Annotated in this window: 13 protein-coding genes; 1 reads left to right on the top strand and 12 read right to left on the bottom strand. The window is 41.8% G+C overall.

What is annotated here, in order from left to right:
• Positions 1 to 39: 39 nt before the first annotated feature.
• The 7 genes from Q1B11_RS18575 to Q1B11_RS18545 form a co-directional block, all read right to left on the bottom strand.
• The gene (locus tag Q1B11_RS18575) at positions 40 to 1395 is read right to left on the bottom strand and encodes a polysaccharide deacetylase family protein (RefSeq protein ID WP_299735197.1); all 1356 of its coding nucleotides are present in this window, start codon (positions 1393 to 1395) and stop codon (positions 40 to 42) included.
• Between the two features lie 13 nt (positions 1396 to 1408).
• Positions 1409 to 2362, bottom strand: coding sequence for a GNAT family N-acetyltransferase (locus Q1B11_RS18570; protein ID WP_299735195.1), 954 nt, complete (start codon positions 2360 to 2362; stop codon positions 1409 to 1411).
• Positions 2359 to 3327 carry a formyltransferase family protein gene (locus Q1B11_RS18565; protein WP_299735193.1) on the bottom strand — a complete coding sequence of 323 codons (969 nt, stop codon included), beginning with the start codon at positions 3325 to 3327 and terminating at the stop codon, positions 2359 to 2361. The genes Q1B11_RS18570 and Q1B11_RS18565 overlap by 4 nt, the downstream gene beginning before the upstream one ends.
• Positions 3324 to 5117 carry an asparagine synthase (glutamine-hydrolyzing) gene (gene asnB / locus Q1B11_RS18560; protein ID WP_299735191.1) on the bottom strand — a complete coding sequence of 598 codons (1794 nt, stop codon included), beginning with the start codon at positions 5115 to 5117 and terminating at the stop codon, positions 3324 to 3326. The genes Q1B11_RS18565 and asnB overlap by 4 nt, the downstream gene beginning before the upstream one ends.
• Entirely contained in the window at positions 5117 to 6382 is a 1266-nt protein-coding gene (locus tag Q1B11_RS18555) for an oligosaccharide flippase family protein (RefSeq protein ID WP_299735189.1), read from the bottom strand. The genes asnB and Q1B11_RS18555 overlap by 1 nt, the downstream gene beginning before the upstream one ends.
• 66 nt (positions 6383 to 6448) lie before the next feature.
• Positions 6449 to 6694 carry a hypothetical protein gene (locus tag Q1B11_RS18550; protein WP_299735187.1) on the bottom strand — a complete coding sequence of 82 codons (246 nt, stop codon included), beginning with the start codon at positions 6692 to 6694 and terminating at the stop codon, positions 6449 to 6451.
• Between the two features lie 164 nt (positions 6695 to 6858).
• The gene (locus Q1B11_RS18545) at positions 6859 to 7941 is read right to left on the bottom strand and encodes a DegT/DnrJ/EryC1/StrS family aminotransferase (protein WP_299735185.1); all 1083 of its coding nucleotides are present in this window, start codon (positions 7939 to 7941) and stop codon (positions 6859 to 6861) included.
• Positions 7942 to 7998: 57 nt separating this feature from the next.
• Here Q1B11_RS18545 and Q1B11_RS18540 point away from each other — a divergent pair, with 57 nt between their 5' ends.
• Positions 7999 to 8436 (top strand): DUF29 domain-containing protein, encoded by a 438-nt coding sequence (locus Q1B11_RS18540; RefSeq protein ID WP_299735182.1) that lies wholly within the window; start codon positions 7999 to 8001, stop codon positions 8434 to 8436.
• Positions 8437 to 8442: 6 nt separating this feature from the next.
• Here Q1B11_RS18540 and Q1B11_RS18535 read toward each other — a convergent pair whose 3' ends face one another.
• The 5 genes from Q1B11_RS18535 to Q1B11_RS18515 all read right to left on the bottom strand — a co-directional run bounded on the left by Q1B11_RS18535 (position 8443) and on the right by Q1B11_RS18515 (position 14344).
• Entirely contained in the window at positions 8443 to 9039 is a 597-nt protein-coding gene (locus Q1B11_RS18535) for an acyltransferase (RefSeq protein ID WP_299735180.1), read from the bottom strand.
• Between the two features lie 3 nt (positions 9040 to 9042).
• Positions 9043 to 10092, bottom strand: a complete 1050-nt coding sequence (locus tag Q1B11_RS18530; RefSeq protein WP_299735179.1) for a Gfo/Idh/MocA family oxidoreductase — start codon at positions 10090 to 10092, stop codon at positions 9043 to 9045.
• Positions 10093 to 10101: 9 nt separating this feature from the next.
• Positions 10102 to 11415 carry a nucleotide sugar dehydrogenase gene (locus tag Q1B11_RS18525; RefSeq protein ID WP_299735177.1) on the bottom strand — a complete coding sequence of 438 codons (1314 nt, stop codon included), beginning with the start codon at positions 11413 to 11415 and terminating at the stop codon, positions 10102 to 10104.
• A gap of 511 nt (positions 11416 to 11926) precedes the next feature.
• Positions 11927 to 12352 carry a hypothetical protein gene (locus Q1B11_RS18520; RefSeq protein WP_299735175.1) on the bottom strand — a complete coding sequence of 142 codons (426 nt, stop codon included), beginning with the start codon at positions 12350 to 12352 and terminating at the stop codon, positions 11927 to 11929.
• 147 nt (positions 12353 to 12499) lie between these two features.
• Entirely contained in the window at positions 12500 to 14344 is a 1845-nt protein-coding gene (locus Q1B11_RS18515) for a GNVR domain-containing protein (protein ID WP_299735173.1), read from the bottom strand.
• Positions 14345 to 14496: the final 152 nt, after the last annotated feature.

Below are 14496 nucleotides of genomic sequence, written 5' to 3'. Positions count from 1 at the left end.
TACAGCAACATCATTATTTGGTTTTGATAAGGTGAAGAGCTAACAGGCTAAAACATCCCGATAGAGTTCACGCTTTAATTGGCTCAAAAACTGTGAGTTGTGCCATAATAATGTAAACTCCCCGTTGACCAAGCGACAAACATCCTTTAGATTACAGAACTTAACCAATGCCTGTTCACCCGTTCCCAAGCCCATGTAACAATCATCAATCACTGTACACTCCATGGCGATGAGCGGGCGAATGCGAAGCTTTAGCAGTTTGTTTTTTACCGGATCAAATGCAGGGTATTCGAAACAAGTTCCGCAACGAAATCCTACACGATCTGCGTAACCCATCGTTGTGTCGTATGACATCCCAGCATCATCCCAGGCCCTCAAAGTAGTAGGTTGTTCCCAGCGCAGATAGTGCATCCGACCACCCCATTGAGACTGTTCAATATTTTCTTCCGCACAAACTTGAAAAAGGCGTTCAGCCTCTTTCTTTATAAGTTCAGGCCTATTGAAAGTGCTGTAACTTGGATGTAAGCCAATCTCATGCCCACGATTATAAATCCGACGAAGCAGCTTCCGGATGACTGGGTGTTCTGGAGTATAATCTGAGTCATACATTTTATCTGTTTGACCACAGATAAAGTAAAATGCGCTTTTAAGGCCATTTTCTTCTGATAAATCCATCAGCCAGTCAAATGTATTATACGGGTCGATGGGATGTAACTGATTGCGTGTAGCCAACTTTACGTATGGCGCAGTTGCAAATGCCCGAAAATCGTGCCTTTTAAGAATATCACCAATCATCATGCGGCCAATAGTTGACCATGGCTTGAAAGCATAGAGACTTGGACTATCAACATCATGGGAAAGGTGGGTGCAAAACTGGTGCTGCTTTAAACTCAGGTGAGGCCAAACACGCTCAATTATCTTGCCAAGAATATTAAGCCACTCATCCACAATGGGACGTTCAAGATAGTTATTCTTAAATGCATGGGATGATACTGCAGGGAAACGGCTATGACTATCCAGATCGGTTCTTCCCACTTCTTCTAACCGAGACAGCATCCAATAAGTTAAGCCAAGAATATCATAATGTACTAAGGCACCCTTATCTACAAATTCAATCAAAGGATCGCTTAAAGCCCTGCTTGATGGAGCTGGCAATACATCATAGATTGGAGCACAGAACCCCTCACGAGATGCCTTCCAAACTTCGCATTTAAAGTCAGAAAATGATTGAAGAAAAACATCATCGAGACAATCAAAAGATACCAGTTTATTAGTCCCTTCAAGCCCAATAGTCAGCCAATTACATTCACTATATTGTAATTTCAAAGGATGACCAAAGCGTTCTTTGATTATTATTTCCAACCACAACAGAGCTTGGGAAGACAGCTTTTTCATTTTGCAACTTGTATTAGCTTTTTATTGAACGGAAGAAATTAAGTGTTCTTAATAATTTCGACGGTGTATGAGAGATATAATGATATGGTGTTTGAACAGCGCCAAATGCCCTGAAAAAACGCTCTACGGGCTCTATCATTGACCCTTCAAAATCAAATGATTGAGTAACAGTGGAAGCAAACTTGACAGCTTCCCACATACATAAACTGGTTGCACCACTATTTCGAAGTTCAGGATCACTTCCTCCCATCAGATAATATGCACTATGGTTATCCCAGACTATGTAAACTGCTGCATGATAGCGCCCTTGAGAATCAATTGCAGCAAACATTCTACGCGAGTTTTTCTGATACGCTGCTTGATCGATTCTTCTAACTAATGTTCCTTTATAAGGCAATTCTTTTCCTTGCCGAAGGAAAACTTTTTCATTCAATGTAATAAAATCATCGATACTGACATCTGACGTTACAATTAAGCCTTCTCTTTGACTGGCTTTTCTTATTTCTCTACGTATGTTTTCTTGAAAAGAATGCCATATCATATCTAGGTTAGTTAAGCTTTCTATCCGATAAGTATATCTTGTTGTTTGATTGAAACCTTTCCAATGAAAAGGCAACCAGTTAGTAATAACCGGGCTCCAGTTTTGAGAAAATTTATCATATTGAGGTAGCTGTTCGATCAATGCCTGCATCAAATCTTTTTCCCGCCCTAACCGCTTTGCGTATTTTGAGTTATTGGCTTTTAACCAAGGACCGAGACTTTGAGTTAACTGAGGCTGAGCTAGTAAAGTAAAATCGTATTTTTTTCGTAACGTATATGGCAATGATGCCTGAATCTCCCCTCCTTTTTCAACCAGTACTACATCCCAAAAATTTCCTGCAGTAGCATCTAGCCACCACGATTGAGAAAAAATAGGAATAGTTGACTCAATTTCACACACTTTCCTATATTCGTCTTTCCTGCTCATTTTCCAAACATCTTTAATACAATTTTTTTAAAATCAATGGTTAGGCTTAAAAAAATACAGCCATCTTTAGCCGCAACACAATATTGCCCATTACGCCTATAAATTGTTCCATAAGGTTGTACTTGGCCGATAAACCTTTCGAACTCCAATACAGACCACCTCTGACCAAAATATAGTTTCTTGGGCTGCGGTAATGCGTTCAACCATAATTCAGTTCCGCGCAATAAGTTCCAGATGCGCTCTATAGGCCAATTTTCCCAATCTATGATGCCTGCGTGCTCATCTGATAAGAGATTTCTCGCCCTCTCAGTGGGACTATTTGTCCCCTGAATTTTAGGGATTAACTCACCAGAAGATATCGTATTCAGGGCCTGCAAAATCAAGCGAACACCAGTATGACCAATTAATTTATCCAACCTTTCCGGTGACTTTATACCAAGTGGAACCGGAACTCTTTCCTGGCAGATAATATCACCGGTATCTTCACCTTTATCAATAAAATGTACAGTAACCCCAGGATTAAGTTCCATATCATAATACTGCCAAAAATCAGGATTAGGCCCCCTGTATTCTGGTAAAAATGATGGATGTAAATTTATTGTTCCGAACTTTGGTATTGAGAAAATATTCTCTTTTAACAACTGAGACATACTGAACACTACTATTATGTCTACCTCTAGTGACCTTATCCAGGACTCTAGGCCAAGATCATCACTTGATATCATAAAACGATATGGGATTTTTTTTTCCGAAGCAAAGCTTTTTAACGTCTCTTTTTTTCCAAAAAGGGTGGAGTGGCACTGCTTTATGATGGTTAGCGCAATGCTTTCCTTTTTTATTAACTGATAACCTCTTGGCGCTGACTCCATCAGGCCAACTATTTCATGCCGGCTTTCCATCAACGGCTTAACAACTCTAGAAACACCTTGTGTTATTAAGAGAACTCTTAAAGGTGCTGACATCATTTAAAAAACACCTTATCAAATACAGAAATATTTAGTATTCTAATTCTTTTTTGCATTGTAAGCTCGTCGGCACTGTCTATGTCGGTACTGGTTTCTCTAACCAACAATGAATTATTTATTCGGGAATTCATCCATCCATTCAGGCCGCCATTAAACCATTTTTCCTCAGGAATAGGCCAACCCATTTTATCCACACGCCAACAAATATCATCTGGCAATTTATTATTAAATGCCATGCGCGCAATATATTTAGTCCAACCATTGTGCATTTTGTAACATGCTGGAACAGATGCTAGAAATTCTACCAATCGATAATCCATAAAAGGCATTCTGGACTCAATAGAATGCCCCATTGAAACATGATCAGAATAGTGTATTAGATTTAACAACCCTGAGTTAATACTTTCTTCTAATGTAACATTGAGATTGAGATTAATTTTTTTGCCCAAAACTTTCTGTGCAAAGCGAACCAGATTCTTTTCACCAAAAAGAAGCTTAAAGTGGTTCATTATAAACGCCCTAAAAAGATACTTTTTAGCACCAGGTATTTTCGTAAAAAAAGGTATTTCTTTATAAAAATCAACAATTGGCAAAGATGTCAAATACGTTGCAATATAAGGGACATAACCTGCAAGTTGCTCATCAGCCCCCTGACCATCAAGAGTAACAATAACGTTTGATTCTGAAACTTTTTTGAAGGTATGCCAGCCAGACATACAGGAGCTTTCCGGGGGATTTTCCATAGACCAAATCATTTTTTCATGTTCTGCTGGAATATCATTCTCTTTAGGCTCAATCTGATTAGACCTAACATTTAACTCTTGCGCAAGCAGATCAATAAAAGTACTTTCATCACAATGCTCAGTGCCTTTTGTCTTATAAACGCTTGAAAATGTTTCCTGCTGTTCTTCTTTCCCCAGTTCACGTAATTGCTGATTGACTAAATAAACAATAGAGCTACTGTCCAAACCGCCGGACAAGGCTGAGCCAACTTTTACATCAGCCCTCAACCGAAGCTTAACTGCATCATATAGTAAGTCATAATACTGCTGAGCATAGATAGCTGCTTGTTCTCGACAAAAGCGTACATCTTTCACATTGCTCTTTATCCTCCAAAACTTTTCTATTTTTAGGTGATTAAGTTCTTCAACACTACCCAAAAAGTAACTTGCATGCGGGAAACGAAATACATCACTAAATGCCGTTTCTGAAATATATTCTTTCGGGCCATATTTAAGGTATTGCTTTAAATATGCAACATTGGGAGACAATGAATCTTCTGTATACGCAGATATGGCCTTTATCTCACTTGAGAAAACAAACTTACCATCTATGTTAATATAATAGAGTGGTTTAATACCAAATCGGTCTCTTGAAATAAAAAAATTAGCCAGCTTTTTATCATAAATAACGAATGCCCACATCCCATTAAATTTCTGGAGGCACTCTACTCCCCAGAAATCATAGGCTGCCATGATGACTTCAGTGTCTGTATTACTAAAAAATACATAACCATTTCTGATCAATTCTTCTTTAATTTCCGGATAATTATATATTTCACCATTGTAAGTGATAACATATCGATTCAGATAAACCATTGGTTGATGACCAGCATCGGACAAATCCACAATTGCTAGTCGTCGATGCCCAAAGACAAAGTTTTCACCCAAATAACTACCTTCACCGTCAGGACCTCGATGAGCAATCACATCGGTCATTCTTTTGATTATGCTTAAATCTTGAGTTTCTCTCTCATTATTTAAATGGATATAACCAGCAATACCACACATTAACCATTTCTCTCTAATCGACGGGCACCTTTAATAATCAGCCCAAAATAAACCATGTATTGGATAATTTCATGTACCACAAATGCAAGGATGAATACTTCTATTGATGATTCCCGGAAATAAAATAACGTCATAAAGATCGTAACAAGATAAAGAAACTGCCAAAGCGTACCTAATTTGATGTTTTTTTCTATTGCCAAAACTGCACTCATCGGGCTGACAACAAATCTTACCGCAACTGCAAAAACCAATACTGTTGCCATCTTTCCTGCTTGGCGCCAAGGCTCACCAAATATTAATGCAAATAGCTGTTCGCCAAAAAGATTCACAAAGATAATAAATGGGGCCATTAATCCAAGGTTTAAAATAAACAGCTTAAAGAGTAGTTGTGTAATGCCCATGCTATTGGCATTTGACATATCATTTATTCTTTTATAAAGCACCTGTGAAACAGCCGATGAAACAACGGTTGCAGGCAAATTAAGCACTCTAAATGTTAAGCTAAAGGCTCCAGTAGCACTTTCAAGAAAAAAACGGGAAATGACCAAAACAGGCATTTGGATTGATAACATATCTGCCAATGCTCCTGCAGTAGAATAAGTTGGCATTCTCCTGTATTTTTTAATATTAAATAACATTCTTTCTTTATTGATATTTAATGAAAACGACCTTACTTTCCTGGCTGATTTAAATCCAGCAACTAAACTTGCCGCAGTTTGACCTACAAACTGACCAATAACCAACCCTCCTTTCAAAGAAAATAGACTGAGAGCTACTTGAAAAAATGATGAAAACAAGCTCTGTGATACAGTAACTTGCGATATCGCTTTATAAGCATCATTTCTTAAAAGCCAGCGATTAAATATTTTAAACACACCTAAAACAAGCACACTCAGAGGAAGTAAATATAGCCAGCCTCTAATGCCCTCAACCCCAAGAAATTCTAATTTAAAGTGGTTATATGAAAAAACGGCTAGTAAAGTTATAGAGAAAACGATCCCAATAGCCGCTAACGAAATCCATACTAATGCTATTGCGTCTTCCTCATCTTCTGGCTGTAAAATTGCAAGTTCATAACGTAGAGACGCAACAGTAGCAATAATTGAGGCTAGCGCAGCATATAGTGCCAGCAAACCAAAATCATCCGGAGAGTATAGACGGCTTAGTACAGGGCTTATTCCCACTGGTAAGGCCTGTGCTAATACTGTCCCCGTCAACAAGGTTACGACATTGCGTTTAATCCCACCCTGTTTTTTTTCTGACACTATAAAATAACCTTTGATAAAATTTTTAGCTTTATTAGTGCATTCTTTTCACATCATTCCAATAAGTCATATTGATTTATCAGTCTTAATGACATGCATAAGATTAGAGAACGCATCTAAAGACATTTTCCCATATAAATCAGCACCAATCTGGTTAAGATGATTTTTGTCATAATAAATAAGTTCATCTTTATAAAATGGAGCATTTTTATAGAGATGCTCTGTATTTAGGGTCAAATATTCAACATTTGTATAAATTTTCGAGAACTCAATGAGTTTTGGATTTATTGTTTCTGCCGATCCATCATTCAAATTTCTCCCTAAAGGCAACCCAATATGTTGAAACCGTCTTAATCTTATTGGGCTTTGATCGAATAGCGGAATTTAAAGAAATGTGCGTTATTCATGCAGTAAGTGAAATAAGCAGAGCCGCCATAGTAGAAAGGCATGCTCTGACTGTTAAATCCGATTGACGATTATTCTGTAATCAAGTTAGTGGTGATATATTTTTGTTTTTCATGAGTTAACTCAGGATAAAAAGGGAGGCTTAAAACCCGTTCTGCCAGCCTATTACCTATGGGCACGTAACATAAGTCATCACTCACTGCTGGTTGTCGGTTCAACGGTACTGGATAATGAACTGCAGTAGGAATACCGAATTCCTGCAGCCGTACTTGCAACTGATCCCGGTTATTAACCTGTATTGTGTACTGTGCATACACACTCATATTATGAGACTCAATATAGGGGGTAACAATACCAGCTAAGCCAGTTAGAAACTTTGTATAATTCTGGCTGATAACTTGCCTATTTCGAATCTCGTCATCAAAAATCTCAAGCTTTGCCAACAATACTGCCGCCTGAATGGTATCTAAACGGCTATTCACACCGACTCTTATATGATGGTAGCGGCGATCCTGACCATGCCTTGCAATTTGTCGGATAACCAAAGCCAACTCATCATCATTAGTAAACATTGCACCACCATCCCCATAGCAACCTAATGGCTTAGATGGGAAGAAACTTGTGCATCCAATCGTACTTAAATTACAAGATTTTCGCCCTTTATAAGTAGCCCCGAAACTTTGTGCCGCGTCTTCAATCACCAGTATATTGTATTTGCTGGCAATGGCGTTGATTGCATCGAAGTCGGCACATTGACCATACAAGGAAACCGGAATAATAGCTTTGGTTCGCTCTGTAATAGCAGCTTCAAGCAGATTAGGATCCAGGTTGTAGGTTTTCGGGTCTACGTCCACATACACTAATTTTGCGCCCAATAATGCCGACGTTTCTGCTGTAGCAATATAAGAGAACGCTGGTGTAATCACTTCATCTCCGGGCTTTATACCCAGCGCCATCAAGGCAATTTGCAGAGCATCAGTACCATTCGCTACAGAAATGCAGTGTTTCGCACCGACATAATCTGCCAGCTTTTCTTCCAACTCGTCCACTTCCGGGCCGAGAATGTATTTGCCATGTTCCAGCACCGCTTTGATTCGACGATTCACATCATCTTCAATGCGTCGATACTGGGCTTTTAAATCAATAAATTGCATCTGGGTTAATTCTTTCTCAATATGCTTTAATGGGAGTTGCGCAAGAGGAATTGAACAATGGCAGAACCATTATACGAAACCGATTTTTACAGCTGGACGCAACAACAGGCAGAGTTACTTCGTCAGGGCAGATTAGGAGAGCTGGATTTGGACAATATTCTCGAGGAAATCGAAAGCATGGGCAGAAGTGAACATCGTCAACTGAGTCATCGGATGGATGTTCTGTTGATGCACCTGCTGAAATGGTGTTACCAGCCCGATCACAGAAGCTCAAGCTGGCAAGGCTCAATTAAAGAGCAGCGATTTCGCATCAGAAAATTATTGAAAGAAAACCCCGGGCTGAAGCCCAGAATTCCTGAAACCAGGATCGAAGCTTATGAAGCCGCATTAATTACGGCATTCAAAGAAACCGGTCTCCCGGAAAATACCTTTCCAGAGCAATGCCCATGGAGCTTCGATGACATGATGAACAGCGATTTCTTGCCTGATGCCTAACCCGCATTATTCCTTGGAAATGTGGCTACCCTGCAATACGTATCTGGCATTCGTCGCAGGGCACACAGCCTCTATTTGCTCGTCTTCAGAAGCAGACAATGGCAAATCAAGCCGCTCACCAAACTCACTCATCCAACCGATCTGCTTTGCAGGCACCCCTGCCATCAACGCATAGTCTGGTACATCTTTATTGACCACTGCACCAGCACCGATAAAGGCATAACAGCCAACAGTAACTCCGCAAACAATGGTACAGTTTGCACCAAGGGTAGCCCCTTTCTTGACCAGCGTATTGCGATACTCATCCTTCCGACTCACTGCAGAGCGTGGGTTATAGACATTAGTAAACACCATGCTCGGGCCACAGAATACATCGTCTTCCAGGGTGACATTGTCGTAGACAGAGACATTGTTCTGAATTTTTACATTGTTGCCAATGCTGACCTTATTACCCACAAATACATTCTGCCCAAGAGAGCATCGTTCACCGACACTTGCCTTGCTACAAATATGCACCCAGTGCCAAATACGCGTCTCTGCGCCAATAGTTGCACCTTCATCCACAATGGACGTTGGATGAGCTGTGTAAACAGTATCTGCCATGATTTAGTACTCCAATGGCAGCGAAATGGTTTTGCCATCCCGAGCTGAGAGGTAAGCGGCTATCAGTAACTCAAGAGACTTCAAACCTTCACGACCATCCGTTTCTGGCTCAGCTTCACCTCGCAACGTATCAATCACATTTTTGTAATACAACGGGTGACCAAAACCGTATACTGACGTGGTTTCATAATTAGCTGCTTCAACTTCAGCATCGTAAGACGCAGGCTCGGAGAAATTCCATTCCTGAATTTCATTTACAGCAACACCGCCCACTTTTACGGTTCCTTTCTCTCCCAGAATGGTGATAGAACCTTCCAGGTTTTTCGGGTAAGTACACATAGTGACAGCCATAGAGCCAAGTGCACCATTTCGCCAACGTACATTCATTACACCAGTGTCTTCTACCTCTATGTTTCGATGGGTTGATGTCATGCACTGTACATCAGCAACTGGGCCAATCAACCATTCCATCAAATCCACATAATGGCTGGCCTGATTCATAAAGGCACCACCATCCAGCTCCCAGGTACCGCACCATTTAGCACGATCATAATATTCTTGCGGGCGAGTCCAGAATACATTCAGGTGTACCATATGGATTTTACCAAACCGCTGTTCATCAACAGCTCGCTTGAGCAGTTGCAGGGTTGTGTTGCGACGGTTTTGTTTCACCACAAACAGTCTTACACCCGCTTCGTCACATCCTTTCACCATACGCAGGCCATCTGCCCAGCGGGTAGCCATGGGTTTTTCACTGATCACATGAACACCGGCTTTGGCGGCCATAATAGCCTGCTCTGGGTGTAACCCGCTGGGAGTGCAAAGGCAAACTGCATCCAGCTGCTCTTTCGCCAGCATTTCTTCCAGCTTTTGATAGCCGGTTACCTGATATTGATCTTTGGCTTTGCCCACTGCAATTGGGTCAATATCACAGATGGCCACCAACTCAAGGTCGTTTTCATGCCTGCGGATCGCTTCACCATGCTTCTCAGATATACGACCACAACCAACGATTGCCAGTCGGATTTTTCTGCCGGTAATAGTATCGAACATGGTAATTCCTTATGCCTTAACGATATTTTCAGCGGGCTGAAGATACTTGCCACGAGTATCCACCAATAGCTGGGCATGCTTGCCAATCATTTCGTAATCAAAAGATGAGTGATCCGTTGCCAGTAGTACACAGTCGTAAGACGCGATGTTTTCTGGTGTCAGTTCCACACTGCTCAAATCAAAATGATGCTCTCGCATTGTTGGAAACACAGGTACGTGAGGATCTGAGTAATCCACTACAGCACCTTTTTGAACCAGTCTCTCCATAAGCTCTACGGAAGGAGATTCACGCATATCATCCACATTCTTTTTATAAGCTATGCCTAGCACCAGAACTTTTCTTCCGTTAAGCGCTTTACCACGCTGATTCAGTGCTTCTGTTAATTTATCCATAACAAACCTTGGCATATAGGTGTTGATTTCACCGGCCAGCTCAATAAACCGCGTATGAAGGCCATACTCGCGCGCCTTCCATGTCAGGTAAAATGGATCAATTGGAATGCAATGACCGCCCAGACCAGGACCCGGATAGTAAGGTGTAAAGCCAAAAGGTTTGGTTGCCGCTGCGCTGATGACTTCATGAATGTCGATATCCATTCGGTCAGCAACAATTTTCATCTCATTGACCAGGCCAATATTCACCGCGCGGTGGATATTTTCCAGCAACTTGGTCATTTCTGCGGCTTTGGTGGATGAGACAGAAACCACTTTATCAATAGCTGCTTCATAAAGTGCAACACCCACCCGCTGGCATGCTGGTGTGTGACCGCCACATACTTTAGGTATTGTTCTTGTTTCAAAATCCGGGTTAGCTGGGTCTTCACGCTCTGGTGAATAGATAAGGAATGCATCTTCTCCGATGGTCAGACCAGCCTTTTCCATTCTTGGTAACAGCTCTTCTTCGGTAGTGCCAGGGTATGTAGTGCTTTCCAGAGACAAAACATGACCTTTACGCAGGTAAGGAACCAGCGCATCAGTGGTATCCAAAACGTAGCTGAGGTCTGGCTCACGGTATTTGTTCAGAGGGGTGGGAACGCAGAGAATCAATGTATCCGCATTTGTTGCCTGAGAGAAATCTGTGGTTGCCGAAAACAGGCTCTTTTCCAATGCGTTTCTAATACCTGAAGAGCTGATATGTTCAATATAGCTAACGCCATCATTCAACATATCTACTTTGGCTTGATCAATATCAATGCCGAGAACTTGATAACCTTCTTCAACAAATCGAAGCATTAATGGCAGACCGACATAACCCAAGCCCACAATGCCAATAACGGCATTTTTATTTTTAATCTTTTCAATTAAATCATTTTCAAAACTCATGGATTATTTTACTCCAATGTAACTTTTAACTTTAAATCAGGATTAGTTTCGCAATCTGCTTTTTGGCTTGTTAGAGAGCGTCAAAAATATCGAATAGGACATGCAACAAGCTTTTTTGGAACACTTAACTTCGCGTACGAGTGGGATAGATTATTGACCGTACGATTATATTAAATTTGTTCTCATAGACGGAACAAATGCACTAGCTGTGCATCAAATCTCTATAGAGCCCTTTAAATTCAAGGGTTGACGCTAAACACCTAATATACGACGAGTCACACCGCTGGAAACGGTTATTGAACGACAGCCGACTAAGAAAACAATCATTTAAAACAACTGTGTAATACTTGCTACAGCCTTTGGTATTCAAAGAGTTTACGGTTCGGGTTAATTTAACCGATGATATTTGAGTGGCATTTTTGTGAAATCTAAAAACAGTTCGGGTTATTCATGAAAAAGAGGTGTAGATGGGTAACGGTTTTACTGGGCTGCAGAGACGAGTTAGTTCGGGTTATTTTAGAGGATATACAGCGAGAACAACTGGTAGAAGAATATCGCCTATACCTAATAGATTCCCGAGATTGGTGAACATTTGCCCACCCCAGTACATCATTACGCCAGTGGCTATGAAGGTGCAAACTACCCGAGCTTTTACGCTGAGGTCGTAGCGATCATCCAGCATGCCGACAAACGTCAGAAAGCCAGCAGAAATGTAGTATGGCGATAATCCAACCGTTTTTGAGAAAAACAGCATCTCGACAATGAGCAACGTGAGATAGATAACCACACCACCAATAAGCGGCACTGCATTTTCATGGTGTTTACGCTCATTGGGTACATCTACCAAATGAAGCTTTCTGGAAAGAGGCTTCAGAAGCCGAATCAAGGCAAACGCTAAAGCAAAGGCAAATACAGCTCGGAATAGTGTTATTTCCATAAAGTGAATATTTCTTTCTATTCAGTGATTTTTTTGCGTCTGCCTAAGTGGTAGTTTTTTAACACTACAACAGCAATAGCAATCAGGTCTACCGGAATGCCAGCTTTGCCGGCAATCTCACTTTGGAGTAGTGAACCCTTAGCGGATCTAGCGGTTAAAAACACAACCAGTCAGTTTGATACCTGCCAGCTGCAAACGCTGCATTGCCGATTCAATTTCTTTGCCTGATGTTGTTTCTGCTTCTGCAACCAGCAGATTGGTTGCGCAAAAGGCTCCAGCTATTGCAGCCTCTGTTGCAGCTAGTGCTGGAGGCGTATTGATCAAGACCACATCGTATTGGCTCGAAGCTTTTTCCAACAATTGTTGGAAAGCATCACTCATTAACACTTCAGAAGCTTTTTCTGGTTGCGATTCTCCGGCGATGACGTCTAAGCCTTCAACGACAGTGACTGCATTTACACTGCCTGAGAGCTCGTTCGTTAAGCCTGAAGCGTTTTGGATATTGAGTGTTTTATACAAAGTGCCGTTTCGTAGGTCTGCATCGATTAGCAGAGTCTTTTTACCGGCATCAGCGCATAGCTTTGCCAGCTGGGTGATAACTTGCTGACTACTTTCATGCGCTGTAGGCGCGCAGATCATTGCACGATTGTTGTCGCCTTTATCGAGATGATAAAGGAGGTTGGTGCGCAGCACCCTGAACCCTTCTTCTTCCGATTGCGTTACGGTTGCCAGAACAGGCAAGCCGATTTTCTGCTCCAGCTCTTCAGCTGTTCTGAAACCCTGGCGTAACATTTCTCTAACGAAAACAACGCCTACGCCAACCATGCCACCGAGCATTATAGCCAGCACCAGGATCAGTGCTTTTTTAGGTTTGACCGGGTCATGCAAAGACACGGCACTACTCAACACTCGCATGTCGCTGGTTGCCGATAATTGCTCAATCTTTATCGCTTCCAACTGGCTCAGAAGGTTTTCATATATCCTGTTTTTCGTCGCTATTTCCTCCAGCATTCTCATGCCGATGAGGGTTTGCAGGCCCTCATCATTGGATGCGCCATCTGGGTTATTGAGTGCTTCCTGCTTTATATCAAGGCTATTGCTACCTGCAAGTTCTGCAGCGTTGATGGTGACATTGTCTAATTGGAATGTTTCGAAATCGGATTGCGCCTTTTCCAGGGCTGCTTTTGCAATGTTCAACTCAGCTTCAAGGGGAAGAACCTTTATGTCTAACTGGGTGAGCAGCGTTTCTACTCTGTATTTTTGGTATACAGAGACCACCGTATCTAACAGCCATTCATTTTCTGATGTGAAAGGGCCATCCATACCCAAGGAGATAATGCCCGTGCCTTTACCCACCTCAGACACTTTCAATGCTTTCGATAAATCATCTGCCACCGTTACGGGGAATTGCTTTTCGAGGTTGAACTGAGCCCCAGCAGCGGCCGCAATACGCGAAACCTTCAGGCTCATTTTTTGACCATCAATAGTGCCATGGGCGAGCTCCCCCGCTTTGCCATTGAGGATATTCTGCCCGTTGAATTTGAGCTTATATTCACCGGCCTCACCAACCTGTAAAGAAAATGGCATACCCATCATTTGCTGGGGTAACTCAAAATACTCTACCACAGGGTATTTTTGTGGATTACAGGTTTCCGGGGAGATAGCACAGGTAAACGCTTTACCCAACACAGGAAAATAATCTGGCGTAATGGCAATATCCAGATGGGTTTCGGCGATCACAGTATCGAGGACAGCAGCGCTCTTTATCACCTGTATTGCTGATGACGTATTGCCAGAATCCAGACGAATCATCGCCTTGGAGGAATAAACCGGCGCGGCAAGCCAGAGATACACCAGCGAGAAGATGGCAAATATAACGGTACTGCCCACTATCCAGTATTTTCCCCGGAAGATAATGGCAAAAATGTCCGTCAGACTGATCAGATCATCCTGATATGCGGGGTTTTGGTATCCGTTTTGGTGTTGTGTCATGAGGTAGTATTTATGTAGTTCGCTGAAGTATGTAAGCGTCCCTGGAATATATCTTTGTCATTCTTCAGGGTGTGTTTTGCCGTTTGCCGTTTGCCGTTTGCCGTTTGCCGTTTGCCGTTTGCCGTTTGCCGTTTGCCGTTTGCCGTTTGCCG

It is taken from the genome of uncultured Endozoicomonas sp., from assembly GCF_947495845.1.
GTDB lineage: Bacteria > Pseudomonadota > Gammaproteobacteria > Pseudomonadales > Endozoicomonadaceae > Endozoicomonas.
The sequence above is the reverse complement of the archived record's forward strand: the minus strand, read 5'-3'. Positions and strand labels throughout refer to the sequence as shown.

Bases quoted from the DNA above. Each gene is read 5' to 3' on its own strand.
- Q1B11_RS18570 (WP_299735195.1), bottom strand. From the start codon at position 2,362: ATGAGCAGGAAAGACGAATATAGGAAAGTGTGTGAAATTGAGTCAACT.
- Q1B11_RS18565 (WP_299735193.1), bottom strand. From the start codon at position 3,327: ATGATGTCAGCACCTTTAAGAGTTCTCTTAATAACACAAGGTGTTTCT.
- asnB (WP_299735191.1), bottom strand. From the start codon at position 5,117: ATGTGTGGTATTGCTGGTTATATCCATTTAAATAATGAGAGAGAAACT.
- Q1B11_RS18545 (WP_299735185.1), bottom strand. From the start codon at position 7,941: ATGCAATTTATTGATTTAAAAGCCCAGTATCGACGCATTGAAGATGAT.
- Q1B11_RS18575 (WP_299735197.1), bottom strand. From the start codon at position 1,395: ATGAAAAAGCTGTCTTCCCAAGCTCTGTTGTGGTTGGAAATAATAATC.
- Q1B11_RS18530 (WP_299735179.1), bottom strand. From the start codon at position 10,092: ATGTTCGATACTATTACCGGCAGAAAAATCCGACTGGCAATCGTTGGT.
- Q1B11_RS18540 (WP_299735182.1), top strand. From the start codon at position 7,999: ATGGCAGAACCATTATACGAAACCGATTTTTACAGCTGGACGCAACAA.
- Q1B11_RS18515 (WP_299735173.1), bottom strand. From the start codon at position 14,344: ATGACACAACACCAAAACGGATACCAAAACCCCGCATATCAGGATGAT.
- Q1B11_RS18520 (WP_299735175.1), bottom strand. From the start codon at position 12,352: ATGGAAATAACACTATTCCGAGCTGTATTTGCCTTTGCTTTAGCGTTT.
- Q1B11_RS18525 (WP_299735177.1), bottom strand. From the start codon at position 11,415: ATGAGTTTTGAAAATGATTTAATTGAAAAGATTAAAAATAAAAATGCC.
- Q1B11_RS18535 (WP_299735180.1), bottom strand. From the start codon at position 9,039: ATGGCAGATACTGTTTACACAGCTCATCCAACGTCCATTGTGGATGAA.